The organism is Natrinema sp. CRL1 (assembly GCF_059162405.1).
In genome coordinates this window covers 797,412-815,225 of record NZ_JBLVOY010000002.1, presented here as the reverse complement: position 1 = coordinate 815,225, position 17,814 = coordinate 797,412, and the positions used below count along the sequence as shown (strand labels likewise).

Below are 17,814 nucleotides of genomic sequence, written 5' to 3'. Positions count from 1 at the left end.
TCCGGTTCCTGATCGGTCCCGATCGATCGCAGTGGGACGATAACCGGACTCGAGGACACTACCGGACGGTGGCACTACTCGGACTCGTTACAGGCTGCGATGATGACGTCGGGATCGTCGATCAGTCGGTTCTCCATGTAGTTGCCCTTCCCCTTGCCGGCCCACTTGCGTTCCTGATCGATGATCGAGAGGAACTCGAGTTCCGAGAGGATGTCCCGAACTCGGCGCAGTTTCAGGTGCTCCGAGCCGTCCCGATCGCAGAGTCGCTTGTAGAGGTCGTAGGCCTCGTTGGTCGTCACCGGCGCGTTGTCCTCCGCTTTCTGCTGGGTCAACAGCGCCATCGCCTCGAGGACTAGTTTCGCGTGACTGGGGCTCTTGGAGATCAGTTCGGCCAGTCGACTGGTCTCCTCGCGTTCGTGGGCCTGATCGACACAGGCCTCCGTGACCCGCTCTCGATCGGTTTCCTCGGCGATTTCGCCTGCGAAGCGGAGGATATCGATCGCCTTCCGTGCGTCACCGTGTTCGCGGGCGGCCAGCGCCGCGACGCGGGGGATGACGCCGTCCGCGAGGACGCCCTCGTGGAAGGCATCGGCCCGGGTGCGAAGGATTTCTCGAATCTGCGTCGCATCGTACGGCGAGAAGACGTACTCGCGCTCACAGAGGCTCGATTTGATTCGCTCGTCCAGCGAGTCCTTGTATCGGATCTTGTTCGAGATACCGATGACGCCGATGGTGCTCTCGGTGAGTTTGCCGGATTCGACGGCCCGCGAGAGCTGCATCAGGATGTCGTCGTCTTCGATCTTGTCGACCTCGTCCAAGATGATCAGCGCGACGTCGTAGCGGCTGTCGACGATGTGCCACAGGCGGCGGTAGTACTCGGCCGTGCTCAGCCCCGAATGGGGAATCGAGACGGCCGTCTCGGACTGGTCGTTAAGCTGGTGGCCGGCGGATTGGACGGCTTGGGTCTCGGTCGACTCCTGCAGGCAGTCGACGTACGCGACGCCGATCGAGACGTCGTTGCCCTCGGCGCGGTCGATCGCCTGATTCGTAATAAACTTCGAACAGAGGGACTTCCCGGTTCCCGTCTTCCCATAGACGAGCACGTTGTTCGGCGTGTTCCCCCGCGTCGCGGGTTTGATCGCGTTCGCGAGATTCGTTAGCTCGTCCTCGCGGCCGATTATCCGATCCCCGTCGGGGAGATGCGAGACCTGCAGCAGCTCCTTGTTCCGGAAGATCTCGTTCTCGCTGCCGAAGTAGTCCATCGAATCCGGCATTCAGATATCGGGTACTTTCGGGGTCGGGTACTTAATCGTTCGGAACCGGAGTGCCGCTGTATACTCGATATTCTCTGGTATACGTGCCTGAGATGAGAGAAACACGCCCCAAGATGCCGCTGTATAGGGCGCTTCATACCCCTCGATTCCGCTGTATGAGCGGCCAGGTCGCGCTGTACCAGTGTGGGGATTGCGCCTGTGCTGAGACCGTCGCGCGCATCGGGAACCCCGGAGTGCCGCTGTATGGGCGGGACCACACCCCTCGGTGCCGCTGTATAGCCGCCGCAGTTCACTGCATCACACGTTGGCGGATCCCAACGTGTCGCTGTATGGCGGGGTGCCCACGCGACGACAGAAGCTACCCGACCAGCGGAGAGCCACCAGCGGTATAGGCAGGGTCAGACGGCCGTCACCGACAGTGGTCGGTCCAGTTCGGTAGACCGAAACGGGGCACCGAAGTTCCGCTGTATCAGCGGAAAAGCGTTTCCATCGGGCGTGAATCAGCCGATTCCCACCCCGTGGTGCCGCTGTATACGGAGACACACACCCCGCGGTGCCGCTGTAACGATGCGGCGGTGTTCGTCGACTCGAAGCGGGGGTCAGATGGCGCCTCGCGAATCGATCGATAACACGCGATGGAGTTGATAAAGTAGCCACTGAAACGATTTACACGCTGATCGCGACGCAGTCGTGCGATCAGGCGTATAATGACGTTCAGTGGCTACTATAGCCGATGATACTGGACAGGATCGGAGCAGCGTCGGTAACGGGCTCACCGCGGAACAACGGTAGAACAGCGACTGTCCAATGAGTACCGTCTCGACGGACTCAATGAGTCCAGTCCCAGCCCCGAGTCGAGGAGGAGCATACGACTCGAGCGATCGAGTCCAATATCAATTGGACACTTTCTCGTCCAATTCAGCCAATGAGCTTTGACACAGGAATAGTATTTAGCATTGGTGGTTACCGTCAACACTCAAATCGGTCGGCGATCGTTATCGAACAGTCGCTAAGAACGGAATCCAGCGATTCCTCGAGATAACAGCCATCTCGAAGACCCATACAGCGGCACCGAGGGGTGTGTCTCTGCGTCCGGCAACTGACCCACTGTCGTTCGAGCGACTGGGAAGCGACCACCAATACTGGGAAACGAACAGTGGCATCGGGAAGCGAACAGCAACCGGAGATCCCGCGGTCTCGCGCGACTACTCGTCGGCGCAGATCTCGACGAAATTCCGCAGGATCTGCAGTCCCGTCTCGCCGCTCTTCTCGGGGTGGAACTGCGTGCCGAAGACGGTGCCTTCCTCGTTGGCGACGATCGAGGGGAACTCGAGTTCATAGTCCGTCGTCGCGACCGTCGCGTTCTGATCGTCGGGAACCGCGTAGTAGGAGTGGACGAAGTAGGCGTAGTTCCCGTCGATTCCCTCGACGAGGGGGTGCTCGCGCTGGACGTGCAGTTCGTTCCAGCCCATGTGGGGGACCTTCTGGCCCTCCGCGAACCGGACGTTGGTTCCGGGGATCAAGTCGAGCCCCTGCACGGCCGACTCGCCGTCAGTGTCGCCCTCCTCGCTCGTCGTAAGTAGCATCTGCATCCCGAGACAGATGCCAAAGAGTGGGGTGCCGTTTTCGGCCACCTCGAGGAGGTCCTCGCGGAGCGGGTCGGCGTTTTCGACGCCCTCGCGGAACGCGCCGACGCCGGGCAGGACGACGCCGTCGGCCGCGGCGAACGCCGCGGGATCGTCCGTGATTTCGACGTTGGCACCCGCACGCTCTAAGCCGCGCGTGACGCTGCGGAGGTTCCCCAGTCCGTAGTCGACGATGACGACGGACGCGAGGGATTCCTCCTGCGGAGACGGAACAGTGCTCATACGCGTACTCGGAGGGGCGTAGTAAAGTGAATTACCCTTCGCGCAACCCGTTGAGATTCACGCGGCGTCCGCCCGTCGACTCGATTGGGGTGTCGCTCTCGTCGCCACCGCTCCCGTCGCCGTCGCGGCCGATCAGTTACCGTCGCCGGGAGAGGTAGTAGTCGATACCAGGAACCGAGAGCAGGTACGGAATCGCCAGTTCGGCCCCGGCAAGATGGACGAGACCGAGCCCACCCGGATCCACGGGTTCGGATTCCACGACGGGTGGTCCCGGAGCGAGCGCGTCCATGAGCACCGATCCCCCGGCGACCGCAGCGAAGATGACCGACGATCAGCCGACGAAGACGATCACGACGAACGAGGCTAGCCCGACGCCGAGTGACTTCGCGTCGACGGACAGCGTGAAGAGCCAGAGCGCAACGTACGAGCCGAGCATCGCGAGCGGCCCGATCGGAAACAAGTGGACGCCGAATCGCCACGCTGGATCGACAGCAGTGCCGGATTCGGCAGTGGAGGGCTGGGACATACACACCAGTATATGACAACATAGTATAATTTGTTCGGTGGATAGGAATGGCTCAACCGAATCGTCACAAAATCGCTCCGACGAGGACTGGGACCAAACGCGTCGGCTCCGGCAGTTCAAAAGCCGTCGAGGCGGGACTGTCCGCCCTCACTGTCCGCAACGCCCGCGAGATCGGCCGCCCGCTGCAGGGCGTTCTGGAACGTCTCCTCCTGACTGCGGTCGTACAGCGTCGCCGCCGGATGGACACAGATCAGCAGCCGCCGCGGTGCGCCGTCGATCCGAACCTCCGCGAGATCGCCCGCCTCCTTCGTCACAGCGACCGACCGCTCGAGCAGGTGTTCGCTCGGCACCTTTCCGAGCGTGACGATCACCTCGGGGTCGAGCGAGGCGATTTCCTGCTCGAGGTAGCCCCGACAGTTCGCGAGTTCGTCCTTCGTCGGATCGCGGTTCTCTGGCGGTCGACAGCGCACGCAGTTGGTGATACGAATATCGCCGCGCTCGAGGCCGACGTTGCGGAGCCCGTCGTCTAGGACGGTGCCGCTGCGGCCGACGAACGGCTCGCCCTGCTCGTCTTCGTTGGCTCCGGGGCCCTCGCCGACGAAGAGGAGGTCGGCGTCCTCGGGACCGGCACCGTTGACGATCCGGCTCCGCGAGTCGACGAGCGCCGGACAGCGCGTACACTCCATGACACAGAGGTCCTCCATGTCTCCCATACGTTGGAGTCAGCGGGTCGCCTCCTACGTCTTTCGGGACGCGGTGCCGGTAGGTCCGAAACGGACCGCGACCGGTATCGCTGGCTCGATAAACCAGCTCCAGCCTCGCCCCGGTCACCCCGCGTCACTCGACCGACCGCGCGTACGAATCCGCCGCTCGAGCCGCCTGTCCGGCGACTCGGATCGGCTCCGGACGACCGCCCTCGGGCGTGAACGCCCGGACAATTTCTGTTGCTTCAGCGGGCTCGAGGCCGACTGCTCTCACGTAGACGGTCTCGTCGTTGACCGACAACTCGTGTCGCTCCGGCAGCGCTCGATAGGTCGCGAGGCGGGCCTCGAGGTCGGATCCGGAAAACGCGTCTCGGAGCCCGGTCTCGAGGCCGTCGCTGGCCTCGAAGGTGACGGCGATCACTGGCCGGTCGACCGCCCCACGAATTCGCGAGAGGTCGAGAAGGTTGTACCACGCAGGGGCGATGGCGCCGAGGAGGACGTATCGAATATCCGGCCGATCGAGGTCCTCGAGCAGCCGGATAACGGCATCGGTTCCGTCGGTGCCGCCGACGCGACAGGCGGCGTACGCGAGGCCATCACAGACGCGGTCGGCTCGGACGACGGCACCGGCGAGCGTGCTCTCTGTCCGTCCCCGATCGCGATCGCCGCGGTACGATTCGGCGACACCCAGCGCCCGCACCCCGGGTTTCATCCGTCAGTCGCTCTCGTCTTTGATTTCCTTGAGTCGATCGAGCAATTCGTCGCTCGATGCGCCGTTTTCGAACTCGATGGTTCCCTCGTGACTGTTCTCTCCCGACTTGACCGCATCGTCGTCATCAAAATCGGCGTCGACTTCCTGTTGCTCGGATTCGTCGTAGCTCCCGAATCCCATACGGTGTGGTCTACGGGATACCGATTGAAAAATTCCGTGGTCACCGAGCTATGAGGGGTTCCCAAGTTACCAACACGTTGGGGAGCGCTGCTCTACGGCCCATCCGGCAATCCTGTATAAAATATCCGCCAGATGTCAGACGGTGACAGCAGGGTCCTGATCGGTGTCGAGTTCCGCGACAGCACCGTTTTTGCCGCCGGCCGTCGACTGTCATGGTATGGAAGTCTCCCACATCACCGAGGACGCGGAAACGTTCACGTGTAACGCATTCCTCGCCGTCGGCGAGGACGGCACGGCGACGCTGGTCGACGCCGGGGCATGGGACGGCGTCGTCGATGAGATCCGTGACCACGTCGACGAACTCGAGGCCGTCGTCATGACCCACCAACACGGCGATCACGTCGCCCAACTCGAGGCCGTCTGCGACGCCTTCGATCCCGAAGTGTACGCCTACGCCGAGCATCCGACTCGAACGCAAGCGATCGACGACGGCGACACGGTCCGGATCGGCGACGAAGACTTCGACATCGTCTACACGCCGGGCCACGCCGACGACCACGTCTCCTTCGTCTCCGAGTCGTCGCTGTTCTCCGGCGACGTGGTCGTCCACGACGACGGGGCCTTCGACTACGGCAGTTTCGGCCGCACCGACATGGCCGGCCAGTCCCGCGAGCGACTCATCGAGAGCATTCAGGACCTGCTTGAGCGCATGCCCGATGGCGTCGAGCACATGTACGCGGGCCACGGCAGCGTCTTCCACGGTGACGTGCTCGATGTCGTGGAAACGGCACTCGAGCGAGCCGAGAAGCGAGAGCCGAAGTATCCCGACGAGTAGCGGGCGCTATTACCGGGTCTAGCCGCAATACGAGCGTGGCGCTGTACGGGAGAACGACGACATCGTCACTACGGCTGCAGAAACGACAGAAACCGGATCGGATCGAGCGATCCGTCGTGGTCGATTATGCGGCGCGGGCTTCCTTCGCCTTGGGGCGAAGCTTCTTGTAACCGCACTTGCGACAGCGGGTGGCTCGCTTGGAGTTGCGAGCGTTACAGCGCATGCAGATCATCTTCTCGAGCATCCGTTTCTCAGCGGCGTCGAAACTGGCCATACCCGGCTTTCGCTCGTGGGGCATTTAATCGCTGTGATCCGACGGGCACGAAGAACGCACCCGAACCAGCTGGAAGCGGGCGTCAGTAAATCGCCGTCACCGCCGGCTCACGGCTATTCCTCGTCGGCCAAGTAGTCCTCCTGAACTGCAACGATCTCGCTCGAGTCCGTACACTCGCTGTACCGCCGGAGCGGTTCCTCGTTGAGCGTCAGGAAGGTCTCGCCCCAGCGGAACGGCTCGAGGAGGTCCTCGGCGAGTTCCCGATCGTCGAAAATGCGGGCCGCGGCAGCGAGCGCCTCGACGGTGGTCAGCCGGAACGGACGGCCGTAGTTGATCGGGTTCGCGGCGACGAGAAACGGGAGCGCGCGGTGGACCCCGCGCATCTGAAACGACGCTTCCTCGGCGGACTCCCAGGAGCAATCGAGGGCGACCAGCGTTCCCAGCCCCTCCTCGAGATCGGCCGGCGAGAGCGCCTGCTCGGCGTGGGGGTTCAACACGACCCCGTAGGGCACCTGCCCCATCGACCGATGGAGGATCGCTTTGTCGAACTTCTCGAGGCGACGCGCGGTGCACTTCTCGGGGTCGTCGTCGCCCTCGTAGTAGACGTGACACTCCACGCGAGGCGGTACGATCGGCCGAGAGAAAAGGACCCCGGAACGCGAGTCAGTATCGCCTCGAGGCGAGCGGTCGACAGTCGGTCAGTAGAGTCGCACACTTTTGTCGATCGTACCGAAATGTCAGGTATGGATTCAGCGACTCTCGTCCGGCGGTACTACGACGCGCTCGACGAGCACGATTACGAGACGCTCGAGCGGTCGGTCCTCTCACCGGCGTTCGTCCAGCACCGGCCGGATCAGACGTTCGAGAACCGCGACGAGTTCATCGAGTTCATGCGCGAAAAGCGCCCGAATCCGGACACCAGTCACGAACTCGAGTCGGTGATCGCCGAGGATGGCCGAGTCGCGGTTCGCGGCCGCGTGATCGACGACGGAGCGGTGCTCTTCGAGTTCGCTGACTTCTTCGAACTGTCGGCGGGAGAGATCCGCTGCCTCGAGACGTACTCGCGGTGATCGGTTTCGGGAGGGTCGACTCGAATGTGAAACGTGGGCAACAAATTTCAGGCAGGCACCACATTCGATCGCTATGGTCCACTGCCCCGACTGCGGAGCGACCCTCGCTGAAGAGTCCGACATCGACTTCGTGGAAACCGATGCGGAGATGGGGTTCATCGCGGCGTCTAAACGATTCTATACGGCGTCCTGTGCCGCCTGCGGTGCGACGATCGGGAGCGGCGTCGCCGGCGCGAAAGCCGGCGGTGGCGGGGGCGGAGCCGTGTGAAGGTAAAACATATAGCACTGCTATCATAACTGCGCGTATGGTCCACTGCCCCGAATGCGATGCGACCCTCTCGGAGAAGACCGACGTCGAGTTCGTCGAAATGGACGCCACGACCGGTTTCTTCGCGGCGTCGAAGCGGTTCTACCTCGTCGCGTGCAACGAGTGTGGCGCGGCGATCGGCAGCGGCGTCGCCGGCGCGAAGCGGTAAGCGCTCTGCCGATGATCGGTCCCGAACGCCCGGTCCACCGGACCGTGACTCACGCCGAGCAGTTGTTCGGCCCGAGCTCGAGTTCAACGCGTTCCTCGGGCGGCAGTTCGCGGACGCCGCGGTTGTACTCGATGATCGCCTCGTAGTTCGAGGGCTTCTCGCCGGCGTCGGCCATGCGGTCGACGAACTCGTCTTCCGCGAGCCCGAGCAGATCGATCCCGGTCCGCGCGTCGCGGATCGTCGTCCGGATCGGCTCGCCGGGTGCGCCGTGTTCGAACTCGCCGTCGGCGGTGACTGTGACGTGACCGGGCAGCACCACGACGCCCTCGGGCTCGGCGAGAATCGTTCGATGGAGCGTCTCGTAGAGTAGTCTGGCCCCTTCCTCGCCCTCATCGTGGCTAAACTCGAGTTCCGTTCGCCCGGTCGAATCGACGTGCAGCGTGTCGGCGGTCAGTACCGCCCGATCGTCCACCAGGAGGTTGAGCATCTCGCTCGTGTGACCCGGCGCGAACAGCGCTTTGAGTTCGCGCTCGCCGACCGCGAGCACCTCGTTGCCCTCGAGGGGCGTGTACTCGTACTCGACATCGCGCTCGCTCGCGCGTTCGCCCAGGTAGTACGGCACCTCGAGGTCGTCGGCCAACTGGCGACCGCCGGAGACGTGGTCGGCGTGGACGTGCGTGTCGACGACGCCCGTGACGGTGAGGCCAACCTCTTCGGCCGCGACCGCGTACTCGTCGGTGTCCGCGGTCGGATCGACGATAACGGCCTCCCCCGTGGTTTCACAGCCGACGACGTAGCCCAGACAGCCCTTCGCGCGGCGCTGGATCTGGACGATCGTCAGCCCGTCCCCGACATCGATCTCGACGCGATCGTAGACGCCGCTCCACCCCTTCATCCCGCCGTCGACGGTCCCGACATCGTACTCGTCGGTCGCCGACTCGAGGCGCGTCGCGAGGTTGCCCGACGAGAGACCCTTCGCACAGACGGTGATCACGCGGTCAGCGTCGCCGATGGCGTCTCGAAGGTCCGCGAGGCGGCCGTCGAGTTCCTCCTCGGGACCGAAGGGGAAGTGGACCGCCCCGGAGATATGCCACGACTCGTAGCTGTCCGCGGGACGGGTGTCGACGAGGACGAAGTCCGCGTCGTCGTCTTGCAGTTCCGCGAGTCGGTCAGCGTCGATCGTGGTGACCATACGCGGACCTACGCCGCCGATCGACGTAAGTCTCGAGGCGTCGATCGGACGCGGACCGCCGGATGCTCCCGGCCGATGTTATGCGCGGGAAGAGCCTTCATTTAACTTACAGGCGATCCAACGGTCGCTATGGCTCTCTCCGATTTCGTCGCCGCCGTTGTCGCCGTGCTTCGCCGCCGCCCCGGCGACCTCCTGCCCATGTACGCCCTCGGCGTCGCGATCACCGCGATCGTTCGCGTCGTTCCGTTCGCCGGGATCGCCGTCGCCTACCTCTTTCTGGCGGCAACCGGCCGTCTGGACACGATCCGGACGACGCTAGCCGACCTCGAGTCACCCCCGACCGATCCGAACGCCGATACCGAAGCGGTCGAATCGTGGGCCAACGGCCTCGATCCCGTCTTCGACCAGCTCGTGACGCTCCCGCTCGGTCTCCTCGCTGCGGCCACGATCGGCGCGAGCGTGGTGCTGTTCGCGTTGCTTTCGGCCGCCGTCGCCGCGGGACAGCTCTCGGCCTGTTACAGCCGGCTGCGCGACAACCGCGGCCTCCTCGCCGCGTTCGACGGGGCGCGACGCTACTGGCTGCGGTTTCTCGGTCTCTTCGTCCTCGAGTTGCTGTGTTGGATCGTCGTCTTCGTCACCGTCGGCATCGGGACGGCGCTGCTCGCCGGCGCGGTCTCGCTGGGAACCGGCTCGGCGCTCCTCTCCGTTCCGGTCGTCCTGTTGGCTGGGGTTCTCACCGTCGTCCTCCTCGTCCTCATCCGAGCGCTGTTCGCGTTCGCACCGGTCGCGGTCGTCGTCGACGACGCGGGCGTCTTCGGCTCCCTGCGGAGCGCCGCCGGCTTCGTCCGCGCACAGCCGGTCGAGGCCGTCTTTTACTACGCCATGGCGATCCTCGCGATGGTCGGACTGTCGACGATCACCGGCCTGCTCTCGCTCGCCGACGTCGTCACGCTCGGCTCGCTGCTCTCCGCCCTACTCGTCTTCCCCGCGCTGGATCTGCTGAAGACCGCCGTCTACTGTGGCTACCGGGACCGATTAGCACCGCCGGAGCCGCCGACCCGCACCCTCCGCGCTCAGTTCCGGGCTGGACTCCGGCGCGGCTGGAATGAACTGATCTCGTTCGTCCGGGCGACTCCGGCAACCCACGCGCTCGTCCTCGTTCTCGGGCTCCTCGGCTTCTGGATGGGCTGGGCGGCCGCTGACCCCTTCGTCGGCACGTTCAGCGCGTCGATCGCAACGCGACTCGAGGGAATATTCCCCCCGGCGCTGGCACTCGAGTTGTTCGGCAACAACTGGCTGGTCGCGATCACGACGGCCTACGGCGGCGTCGCCTTCGTGCTCCCGGCGATCGTCTCCGTGCTGTTCAACGGGCTCGCGCTGGGAATCACCGCCCGCCTCGAGGTCGATCCGGCCGAACTCGCGGCCTTCGTCGTCCCCCACGGCATCATCGAGATTCCGGCGATCCTCATCGCCAGCGCGCTCGGGGTTTCCGTCGGCGTCACCGCGTGGCGGACGTGGCGTGGTCGTGCGGGACGAACGGAGCTTGCCGACGCGCTCGAGCGGGCGTTCTGGGTGCTCGTCGGTATCGGGATTCTGCTGGCGATCGCGGCACTGATCGAGGGGTTCGTGAGTCCGTACTACTACCGGCTGTTTCTCCCGTAATCGCGCCGAACCGGGTCGATTCGGCGGCTACTTGTACGCCTCGAACTCCTCGCCGAACAGCAGGAAGTAGGCCGTGCCGAGTAGTCCGATCGCGGTCGCGAGACTGAACGCGACGATCGGATCCCCAGCAACGATCTCGGTCCCGGTCAGGGGGTTCGACACGCCATCCCAGAGGAGGCCGCCGAGGGCGGCACTCGGGATGACGATCAGGTTCCGCAGGAGGTAGTACGCGCCCGTCACCCGACCGCCGGCACCTCGCTCGGCCGGGCCGACGATCAGCGCCTTGTGGGCGGGCAACCCCGCGAACCGGAGCCCGGAGAACGCAAAGAGGGCCGCGAGGACGGCCGCATTGTCCGGCGCGTTGATCAGGAGGATCGGAAAGATCGCGTAGACCGCGAAGCCGAGCGCGACGACCGGCTTGAGGCCGATCCGCTCGGCGGCCTTGGCGACCGGGATCATCGTCAGTAGGGCGACGAGCATCTCGATCCCCAGCAACACGCCGAAATACGACTGCGGCGAGAGATCGACGGTCCCGATTGCCGGCACGGACAGCGTGAGTCCCACCTCGAGAAACCGAGTGACGACGATGACGAAGAAGACGTAGACCATCCCGTTGGCGAAGCGGACGAGGGTATCGCCAACGAGCAGCGGGCGGAGTTCGTCGGGCATCGCTCGGAGGTCGGCGACCAACTGCGAGACGCCCTCGAACTCCTTGCCGACGCCGTCCTCGTCCGGTCTGTAGAGGAAGTGCTGGACGAGCGTTCCGAGAACGCCGAAGACGACCGCGACGAGCAGGATTAGTTGAAAGGCGGTGAGAATAGCCCCGTCGCTCGAGCCGAACGGATAGAAGAGTGCGGCGGCGAACAGCGGGCCGACGAGAAAGGCGGTCCGACGAAACGTCTCGGTGCTCGCGAAGCCGGCCGCCAGCTGCGAGGGCGGCACCGCCTGCTTGACGATCGCGAAGGTCGCGCCGAGACCGAAGGATTTCCACGCCTGCGCGAGGAGCAAGCCGAGAAAGAGCAGAACGATCGCGAGCGAGGTCGACCCGATCGAGACGTCCGCGAACGCGGGGGCGGCCAGCCAGATGCCGAAGCCGACCGTCGAGCAGAGGCCGAAGGCGGTCAGCGCGTATCGCGACCCGATCCGGTCCGAGATCGCCCCGCCGGGATAGGGGTAGACCGCGCTGATGATGTTCCCAAAGGAACCGAACAGGCCGATGACGACCGCCGACGCGCCCAATGCCGACATGTACTCGGCCATGTACCGATTGGTCATCTGAAAGCCGAGACTGAACGCGAACATCGCCGCCGAGAGGACGAGCACGTCGCGCTCGAGCGCGAAGAATTGTCGGAACGGGTCCAGTGGATCGGCCTCCTCCGCGCCCTCCTGCTCGAGGCTCATATGGCTCCCTGCTCACCGAGCCGACTTGAAATTTCGTCCGCTGGGCCGCCCCATTTGGACCCGCCGCGCCTCGAGTCCGCGGGCGACCTCCGGACCCGGATACGACAAAGGGAAGCGCTCATTAGCCAGTAGTGTGAGATTCAGGACATGGCTTCGTGGAAGCGGGATTTCGCGAGTGGGCTCATCGTTCTGGTCCCGATCCTCATCACGCTCTACGCGATCTACTGGCTCTACGGCCTCGTCGCCGGTCTCACGCCGGGTCTCATTCTCAAACCGGAAGCGCTGACGCCGTTTATCGGCGGCCAGAGCGAGCAGGCCGTCCAGACGCGCGAGCAAGTCGCCCAGTTCCTGCGGGTGATCGTCGCGCTGACCGTCTTCATCATTCTCACGTTCTCGGTCGGCTACCTCATGCGGACGACCGTCGGCGGGCTCGTCGAACGCCTCGTCGACAACGTCGCGAACCGTGTGCCCGTCATCCGCGTCGTCTACAACGCCTCGAAGATGGCTGCCGAGACCGCCTTCGGCGAACAGGAATCGCTCCAGAAACCCGTCAAACTCGAGACGTGGCAGGGGTTGCGGATGACGGCGTTCAAGACGGGCAAAGTGACCAGCGACGGCCGCGAGGTGCTGTTCTTGCCCACGTCGCCGAACATCACCACCGGCTACGTCATCGAGGTCGAATCCGACCGGATCACGGAACTCGACGAGGATGTCGAAGACGCGCTCACTCGAGTCCTCAGTGCCGGCTTCGGCGACGCCAACCGCCGCGGCATGGACGCCGGTGTCTCGATCGACGTGATCGACGAGGCGAAGACGACTGGGTCTGACGACGACTAAGGGACGAACTTTTGCGCTGCGGGCGCGGCGAAGCCGCGCCCTCGGCAAAATCTTCAAAAGAGCGCGTAGCGCTCTTTTGGACCTCGCGGGAGCTTTGCTCCCGCTCAGTTTCGATCAAAAGCACCGGAAGACGCTTCGCGTCTTCCGAGCTCTCGTTCACTCCGTTCACGAGAACACTCCTTTCCCGCCAGCCGCGCAGAGCGCGGCTTCCGGGTCAGTCGTCGGCCCGCTCGCTCACTGCGTTCGCTCGCGGAACGGCAACCGTGGGCAACCGCCTGCCCTCCCCCGAGTCGCGTGCCTCTCGTGGTACTCGAGGCACGCTCCCGGCCAAACGATTTGTTTTAAGCGGAAAAGTACCGCAATGTGGCCTGCGTAGCCGTTCAGAGAGCGAATCCGGAATCGAGTCGCTGCGGTCGCTGTCGGGAACGGGAGTTAGATATCGACGTACTCGAACCAGTCGTCGTATTCGTCGGGGGCCTCCTCGACGATCTCGAAGAATTTCTGCTGGATCTCTTCCGTGATGGGGCCTCGAGAGCCATCCCCGATGACGACGTTGTCGACTTTGCGGATGGGCGTGACTTCGGCCGCGGAGCCGGTAAAGAACAGTTCGTCGGCCGTGTTGAGTTCGCCCCGCGAGATGGAGACGTTGTCGTGGACGGTGTAGCCGAGATCCTCCGCGATCTGGATCACGGAGTCGCGGGTGATGCCGTCGAGAATCGACTCCGAGAGGCCGGGCGTGAAGAGTTCGCCGTCGCGCACGAGGAAGATGTTCTCGCCGGGGCCTTCGGCGACGTTGCCCTCCTTGTTGAGGACGATCGCTTCCGCGTAGCCGTTCCGGCGAGCTTCCTCGCCTGCGAGCATGCTGTTGACGTAGAGCCCCGAGGTCTTGGCGTTCGTGGGGATCTGGCTCGAGGCGTGTTTTCGCCACGAGGAGATCATCACGTCGATGCCGTTTTCCAGTGCGTCCTCGCCGAGGTAGGCTCCCCACGGCCAGACGGCGATGGCGGTGCGGGTGGGACAGTCCTTGGGACTGACACCCAGCGAGTTGTAGCCATAGTAGGCGATCGGGCGGATGTAACAGGAGGGCAGCTCTTGGCGCTGAATGAGCTCTTTTGTCGCCGCAGTGAGCTCTTCAGTCGTGAAGTCGATGTCCATCTCGTAGGGCTTGGCGGACTGGAAGAGCCGCTCGACGTGTTCTTCCCAGCGGAACAGCGCCGGCCCGTTGTCGGTGTCATAACAGCGTGCACCCTCGAAGACGCCCGATCCGTAGTGGAGTCCGTGGGTCAACACGTGGATCTCCGCGTCGTCCCAGTCGACGAACTCGCCGTCCATCCAGATCGTGTCGACGTCCATCTCGTCGAATCCCATGATCAGGACTGTTGCAAGCCACTCTACTAAGTGTTCGCGGTTTCGGGTTCGGCCGTCGCCGAGCGCGCCGGCACCGCGCCGTCGAATCCGACGCGTCCCGACCGGCCTCGCACGCGGTCGTCAGCGTCCCCGCGACCGAACCGCTTCGATACCGACGGCCGCGATGCCGACGACACCGATCGCGACAGCGGCGATCCGAAGACCGGCGGTCAAGGACAAATCGGCTCCGGCGCCGCTTGCACCCCGGTCGTGCGCGCGTAACTCCCCGTGTCCCCGCTCGGTAGCGTCCGCCATCGCATGCACGTCGATCCACTCGTCGACGTACCGATCATCCGGTTCGCCGGTGATTCGCAGCCGCCAGTCGCCGCTCGCCGGCAGCGCCCGAACGGTCGCGTAGGTCCCGTCGTCGGTCGCTTCGAGGTCGACTGCGAACCGGTTGCCATCGGGACCGTCGGCGAGCAAGCGAACGGGGCGCTCCGATTCCAGCGGCTCGTCGCCGTCGCGGAACGCGGCTTCGAAGACGACCGGCTCACCCGCCTGTACGAGGAGTCGATTATCGGCACCGGCCTCGCCATCGTCGCCGTCGCCGCCGTGCTCGGCGGGGACCGCCGTTAGCTCGAGATCGATATCGCCCTCGCGTTCGATCGTGGCTCGCTCGAGTCCGTCGTCCGCGCCGTCGACGGCTGCCGTCGGGATAGAGGTAATCATCCCCGAGAGCAACACGACGAGGACGAGCACGGCGACCTCGAAGCGGACGGCGCGGGTGAACGCGACGATCGTCCCGCTCCCGTCCGCCCGGCCGCCGTTCGCGGCGGGCTCGAGCCGCCGGAGGAGGACGAATCGGGTGAATCCGCCCAGTCCGAGCGCCAACAGGACTAGGAGTGTTTTAGCGGAGAGCGCGACCCCGTAGCGACTCGCGCCGATCGACTCGAGGGTCGGCACGTGCCACGCCGCGAGGAGGAGGCCGGTCGCCGCAGCCAGCGTCACGCCGCCGAGCGCGAGCAGAGAGTAGCGGCGGATCGTTCCGGCGGCGAGCGCCGCCCGATTGTCGGGGGCCGTCTCGCGGAGCGCCGGCGGGACGACGACGGCGAGGACGACGAGGCCGCCCACCCACAGTCCCGCGCCGCCGACGTGGGCGAAGTCGACGGCAGTTCCCTGCAGCCGATCGATCGCCGTCGCGGAGTGGCTCGTCCAGCTGACGGTTGCGCCGACGGAAACCGCGCCGGCGGCTGCTCCGGGGAGCCAGACGCGGCGGGATAACGATCCGGCCGCGGCGAGTGCGAGGACGACGGCGAGGATCGTTGCGAACGCGAGTTGGACCACCCATGCAGTCCCGAGCGGCAGTCCGGCGAATTCGACGATCGTCTCGAGCGACGGCGGACCGACCGACGCGGCCCGGCTGAGTCCGAGGACGAGGACGGAGACGAACAACAGTCCGCCCGCGGCCGCGAACAGCCGAGCGAGGCGGCGATCGACGGCCCGGTCCGACGAACCGAACCGGTCGACGACCGGGTAAACCGCGACCGCGGCCGTCACTGGGCCGCCGACGAGCGCGACGAGCGCAACCAGTAGCAGCCCCTTCGCGGCGGTTTCGACGGGTGGGATGGACTCCTCGCTCTTCTCGCCGTCGCCCTCGGCGGCCGCGAGAACGGCGTCTCGATCGAGCGGGGCGTCGCCGACGCTGAAGACGAACGAGCCGTCGGTCTCGTGGCCGTCGTCGGCGAGGATCGTCCACCGGACGGTGTACAGTCCATCGGCCGCGTCGGCCGCGTCCGTAATCGGGACCCGAACGGTCCGCGAGTCGTCTGCGTCGACCGCGGCGTCGCCGCTGATGTCTTCGCCGTTGGGACCTGTCACCGTCACGTCGGCGGTCTGGACACCGTCGCCGCCGAACGTCAGCGTCACCTCGTCGGGAACGGACTCGACCCGGTCGCCGTTCGACGGATCGGCGTCACTCAGGTACGCGTGAGCCGCGACCGGCGTGGCAAGACTGAGGGCGAGCGCGACGACGACGAAACTGACGAGAAGCCGTACGCGGCGACTATGGGCGCGGCGCGAGCCTGGCTGCTCGAGCGAGTCACCGATCCCCATGCTCACTCGGGAACGTAGGCGACGGTGCCGACGCCGTCCCCGACCTCGACCTGCGAAACCAGTTCCCGGTTAGCCATGTCGATCACCGCGACGGTACCCGCGGCGTCGGCGGGCGTAAAGAAGTGCCCGTCGCCGGAGACGGCCGATCGGTGGAGGTGCTGGGCTCCTTCCGGGCGCTCGATATCACCGACCTCGATCCGGTCGACTGCTTCGAGGGCGTCCATATCGACGACGACTGAGTCGGCGTCCATCGTGTTGGCCGTAAAGCCGTAGAGGGTATCGTCGGCTCGGTAGTACTCGAGGTCGTCGGGACCGCCCTCGATCACGACGGAGCCGATGGCCGTCGTTTCGTCGCCGGTAACGTCGAACGCGTGGATCGCGCCGTGATCGACGATTGCCATCCGTTCCTCGTCGGGCGTGAGGTACATGCCGCCGGCGACGTCGAGTTCGTCGACGACCTCGTCGGTCGCGGTGTCGACAACAGCGGTAACGTCGCCGTACTCGACGTACGCGAATCCGTTGGCCGGGCTGTACGCCTTGTAGTGGGTCCCGCCGTTCTCGCCGAGTTCAATCGTGTCGGTTCGTTCGTACGCCTCGAGGTCGACGACGTGGAGGGCAGGGTCGTTGACGTTGGTTGCGTACCCCGTCTGGCCGAGTGCTGAGTGAGAGAGGAGTTTTCCGTGGCCCTCCCCGTCGAGGCCGGTTTCGACCGTCTCGATGACCTCGTGGGAGTCGGTGTCGATGACGTAGAATGTCCCCTCCGTGTCCGAGTGAGCCCACATCTCGTCGTCCGTCGGGTGATACATGTGGGTGCCGCCGGGTCCCATCCCGATCTCGGCGGCGATCTCGCGCGCCTCGAGATCGATAGCGAGGACCTGACTGAGCGTCTCTTCGATGACGAACAGTTGGCTCTCGTCTGCGGTTACGACAGCGTCGCCGTACTCGTAACCGTCGATACCGTCCTCGATCTCGTCGACGACCGTTCCCGCGGCGGGATCAATAAGCGAGATCGTGTCCGGACCGAACGCATAGGCGAGGCCGGCGCTTCCCTCGCCGTCCTCGGCGTCGTCGGTCTCCTCGTTCGGTTCCTCGTCTGACTCCTCGTCATCGTCGCCGCCGAGACAGCCCGCGACCCCGACCGCGAGACCGCCGGTAATTCCCTGTACGAGCCGTCGTCGATCGATGGAGTACACCATGTGCGGTAGCCATCCACCCCACCGTATTTTCTATTCTGGTCCAACAGTCGAAATTATGGTTCGATCGTCGAAAATAGCCGTACAGAAACGGGTTCCGGGCGAGGAACCGTCGCTGGGCGCGATACGACGGTCGAAGAACGCGGAGCAA

General features: G+C 64.9%; 20 protein-coding genes. 6 read left to right on the top strand and 14 right to left on the bottom strand.

Annotated features, from left to right (window positions below):
- Positions 1–74 precede the first annotated feature (74 nt).
- The 7 genes from ACJYUO_RS09860 to ACJYUO_RS09830 form a co-directional block, all read right to left on the bottom strand.
- Positions 75–1,274, bottom strand: coding sequence for a Cdc6/Cdc18 family protein (locus ACJYUO_RS09860; RefSeq protein ID WP_494345199.1), 1,200 nt, complete (start codon positions 1,272–1,274; stop codon positions 75–77).
- A gap of 1,205 nt (positions 1,275–2,479) precedes the next feature.
- Positions 2,480–3,142 carry an imidazole glycerol phosphate synthase subunit HisH gene (hisH, locus tag ACJYUO_RS09855; RefSeq protein ID WP_494345198.1) on the bottom strand — a complete coding sequence of 221 codons (663 nt, stop codon included), beginning with the start codon at positions 3,140–3,142 and terminating at the stop codon, positions 2,480–2,482.
- A 136-nt stretch (positions 3,143–3,278) separates the two neighbouring features.
- Positions 3,279–3,431: a hypothetical protein gene (locus tag ACJYUO_RS09850; RefSeq protein ID WP_494345197.1), complete on the bottom strand. Its 153-nt coding sequence runs from the start codon at positions 3,429–3,431 to the stop codon at positions 3,279–3,281.
- A 42-nt stretch (positions 3,432–3,473) separates the two neighbouring features.
- Positions 3,474–3,668, bottom strand: coding sequence for a hypothetical protein (locus tag ACJYUO_RS09845; RefSeq protein ID WP_494345196.1), 195 nt, complete (start codon positions 3,666–3,668; stop codon positions 3,474–3,476).
- A gap of 116 nt (positions 3,669–3,784) precedes the next feature.
- Complete coding sequence (locus tag ACJYUO_RS09840) at positions 3,785–4,381, bottom strand: uracil-DNA glycosylase (RefSeq protein ID WP_494345195.1); 597 nt, start codon at positions 4,379–4,381, stop codon at positions 3,785–3,787.
- Positions 4,382–4,505: 124 nt separating this feature from the next.
- Complete coding sequence (locus ACJYUO_RS09835; RefSeq protein ID WP_494345194.1) at positions 4,506–5,084, bottom strand: endonuclease dU; 579 nt, start codon at positions 5,082–5,084, stop codon at positions 4,506–4,508.
- 3 nt (positions 5,085–5,087) lie between these two features.
- Complete coding sequence (locus tag ACJYUO_RS09830; RefSeq protein ID WP_006431152.1) at positions 5,088–5,264, bottom strand: DUF5786 family protein; 177 nt, start codon at positions 5,262–5,264, stop codon at positions 5,088–5,090.
- 217 nt (positions 5,265–5,481) lie between these two features.
- Between ACJYUO_RS09830 and ACJYUO_RS09825 the strand changes: the two genes are divergently transcribed.
- The gene (locus tag ACJYUO_RS09825) at positions 5,482–6,099 is read left to right on the top strand and encodes an MBL fold metallo-hydrolase (protein WP_494345193.1); all 618 of its coding nucleotides are present in this window, start codon (positions 5,482–5,484) and stop codon (positions 6,097–6,099) included.
- Positions 6,100–6,223: 124 nt separating this feature from the next.
- Here ACJYUO_RS09825 and ACJYUO_RS09820 read toward each other — a convergent pair whose 3' ends face one another.
- Both ACJYUO_RS09820 and ACJYUO_RS09815 read right to left on the bottom strand, forming a co-directional pair.
- Positions 6,224–6,373 carry a 50S ribosomal protein L40e gene (locus tag ACJYUO_RS09820; RefSeq protein WP_006185565.1) on the bottom strand — a complete coding sequence of 50 codons (150 nt, stop codon included), beginning with the start codon at positions 6,371–6,373 and terminating at the stop codon, positions 6,224–6,226.
- Positions 6,374–6,486: 113 nt separating this feature from the next.
- Complete coding sequence (locus tag ACJYUO_RS09815; protein ID WP_494345192.1) at positions 6,487–6,990, bottom strand: DUF367 family protein; 504 nt, start codon at positions 6,988–6,990, stop codon at positions 6,487–6,489.
- Between the two features lie 126 nt (positions 6,991–7,116).
- On the opposite strand from ACJYUO_RS09815, the gene ACJYUO_RS09810 reads away from it, so the two are divergent.
- From ACJYUO_RS09810 to ACJYUO_RS09800, 3 genes are all read left to right on the top strand, one after another.
- Entirely contained in the window at positions 7,117–7,443 is a 327-nt protein-coding gene (locus ACJYUO_RS09810) for a nuclear transport factor 2 family protein (protein WP_494345191.1), read from the top strand.
- A 73-nt stretch (positions 7,444–7,516) separates the two neighbouring features.
- Positions 7,517–7,711 (top strand): hypothetical protein, encoded by a 195-nt coding sequence (locus ACJYUO_RS09805; RefSeq protein ID WP_494345190.1) that lies wholly within the window; start codon positions 7,517–7,519, stop codon positions 7,709–7,711.
- A 37-nt stretch (positions 7,712–7,748) separates the two neighbouring features.
- On the top strand, positions 7,749–7,919 hold the full coding sequence (locus ACJYUO_RS09800) for a hypothetical protein (RefSeq protein ID WP_494345189.1): 171 nt from the start codon (positions 7,749–7,751) through the stop codon (positions 7,917–7,919).
- 49 nt (positions 7,920–7,968) lie between these two features.
- Here ACJYUO_RS09800 and ACJYUO_RS09795 read toward each other — a convergent pair whose 3' ends face one another.
- Positions 7,969–9,111 (bottom strand): MBL fold metallo-hydrolase, encoded by a 1,143-nt coding sequence (locus ACJYUO_RS09795; protein WP_494345188.1) that lies wholly within the window; start codon positions 9,109–9,111, stop codon positions 7,969–7,971.
- Between the two features lie 129 nt (positions 9,112–9,240).
- Between ACJYUO_RS09795 and ACJYUO_RS09790 the strand changes: the two genes are divergently transcribed.
- Entirely contained in the window at positions 9,241–10,773 is a 1,533-nt protein-coding gene (locus ACJYUO_RS09790; RefSeq protein WP_494345187.1) for a stage II sporulation protein M, read from the top strand.
- Between the two features lie 27 nt (positions 10,774–10,800).
- On the opposite strand, the gene ACJYUO_RS09785 is transcribed toward ACJYUO_RS09790, so the two are convergent.
- A complete protein-coding gene (locus tag ACJYUO_RS09785; protein WP_494345186.1) occupies positions 10,801–12,174 on the bottom strand; it encodes an MFS transporter in 1,374 nt (457 codons plus the stop codon).
- Positions 12,175–12,321: 147 nt separating this feature from the next.
- On the opposite strand from ACJYUO_RS09785, the gene ACJYUO_RS09780 reads away from it, so the two are divergent.
- The gene (locus ACJYUO_RS09780; protein WP_494345185.1) at positions 12,322–13,011 is read left to right on the top strand and encodes a DUF502 domain-containing protein; all 690 of its coding nucleotides are present in this window, start codon (positions 12,322–12,324) and stop codon (positions 13,009–13,011) included.
- A gap of 432 nt (positions 13,012–13,443) precedes the next feature.
- On the opposite strand, the gene ACJYUO_RS09775 is transcribed toward ACJYUO_RS09780, so the two are convergent.
- The 3 genes from ACJYUO_RS09775 to ACJYUO_RS09765 all read right to left on the bottom strand — a co-directional run bounded on the left by ACJYUO_RS09775 (position 13,444) and on the right by ACJYUO_RS09765 (position 17,666).
- A complete protein-coding gene (locus tag ACJYUO_RS09775; protein WP_494345184.1) occupies positions 13,444–14,379 on the bottom strand; it encodes a branched-chain amino acid transaminase in 936 nt (311 codons plus the stop codon).
- A 120-nt stretch (positions 14,380–14,499) separates the two neighbouring features.
- Positions 14,500–16,470, bottom strand: a complete 1,971-nt coding sequence (locus ACJYUO_RS09770) for a copper resistance CopC/CopD family protein (RefSeq protein ID WP_494345183.1) — start codon at positions 16,468–16,470, stop codon at positions 14,500–14,502.
- Positions 16,471–16,472: 2 nt separating this feature from the next.
- Positions 16,473–17,666 carry a YncE family protein gene (locus ACJYUO_RS09765; protein ID WP_494345182.1) on the bottom strand — a complete coding sequence of 398 codons (1,194 nt, stop codon included), beginning with the start codon at positions 17,664–17,666 and terminating at the stop codon, positions 16,473–16,475.
- Between the last annotated feature and the right edge of the window lie 148 nt (positions 17,667–17,814).

Excerpts from the sequence above, each read along its gene's own strand:
- ACJYUO_RS09830 (WP_006431152.1), bottom strand. The coding sequence starts at position 5,264 with ATGGGATTCGGGAGCTACGACGAATCCGAGCAACAGGAAGTCGACGCC.
- ACJYUO_RS09820 (WP_006185565.1), bottom strand. The coding sequence starts at position 6,373 with ATGGCCAGTTTCGACGCCGCTGAGAAACGGATGCTCGAGAAGATGATC.
- ACJYUO_RS09810 (WP_494345191.1), top strand. The coding sequence starts at position 7,117 with ATGGATTCAGCGACTCTCGTCCGGCGGTACTACGACGCGCTCGACGAG.
- ACJYUO_RS09785 (WP_494345186.1), bottom strand. The coding sequence starts at position 12,174 with ATGAGCCTCGAGCAGGAGGGCGCGGAGGAGGCCGATCCACTGGACCCG.
- ACJYUO_RS09800 (WP_494345189.1), top strand. The coding sequence starts at position 7,749 with ATGGTCCACTGCCCCGAATGCGATGCGACCCTCTCGGAGAAGACCGAC.
- ACJYUO_RS09860 (WP_494345199.1), bottom strand. The coding sequence starts at position 1,274 with ATGCCGGATTCGATGGACTACTTCGGCAGCGAGAACGAGATCTTCCGG.
- hisH (WP_494345198.1), bottom strand. The coding sequence starts at position 3,142 with ATGAGCACTGTTCCGTCTCCGCAGGAGGAATCCCTCGCGTCCGTCGTC.
- ACJYUO_RS09805 (WP_494345190.1), top strand. The coding sequence starts at position 7,517 with ATGGTCCACTGCCCCGACTGCGGAGCGACCCTCGCTGAAGAGTCCGAC.
- ACJYUO_RS09850 (WP_494345197.1), bottom strand. The coding sequence starts at position 3,431 with ATGGACGCGCTCGCTCCGGGACCACCCGTCGTGGAATCCGAACCCGTG.
- ACJYUO_RS09840 (WP_494345195.1), bottom strand. The coding sequence starts at position 4,381 with ATGGGAGACATGGAGGACCTCTGTGTCATGGAGTGTACGCGCTGTCCG.
- ACJYUO_RS09845 (WP_494345196.1), bottom strand. The coding sequence starts at position 3,668 with ATGTCCCAGCCCTCCACTGCCGAATCCGGCACTGCTGTCGATCCAGCG.
- ACJYUO_RS09835 (WP_494345194.1), bottom strand. The coding sequence starts at position 5,084 with ATGAAACCCGGGGTGCGGGCGCTGGGTGTCGCCGAATCGTACCGCGGC.
- ACJYUO_RS09765 (WP_494345182.1), bottom strand. The coding sequence starts at position 17,666 with ATGGTGTACTCCATCGATCGACGACGGCTCGTACAGGGAATTACCGGC.
- ACJYUO_RS09825 (WP_494345193.1), top strand. The coding sequence starts at position 5,482 with ATGGAAGTCTCCCACATCACCGAGGACGCGGAAACGTTCACGTGTAAC.
- ACJYUO_RS09770 (WP_494345183.1), bottom strand. The coding sequence starts at position 16,470 with ATGGGGATCGGTGACTCGCTCGAGCAGCCAGGCTCGCGCCGCGCCCAT.
- ACJYUO_RS09780 (WP_494345185.1), top strand. The coding sequence starts at position 12,322 with ATGGCTTCGTGGAAGCGGGATTTCGCGAGTGGGCTCATCGTTCTGGTC.
- ACJYUO_RS09775 (WP_494345184.1), bottom strand. The coding sequence starts at position 14,379 with ATGGGATTCGACGAGATGGACGTCGACACGATCTGGATGGACGGCGAG.
- ACJYUO_RS09790 (WP_494345187.1), top strand. The coding sequence starts at position 9,241 with ATGGCTCTCTCCGATTTCGTCGCCGCCGTTGTCGCCGTGCTTCGCCGC.
- ACJYUO_RS09795 (WP_494345188.1), bottom strand. The coding sequence starts at position 9,111 with ATGGTCACCACGATCGACGCTGACCGACTCGCGGAACTGCAAGACGAC.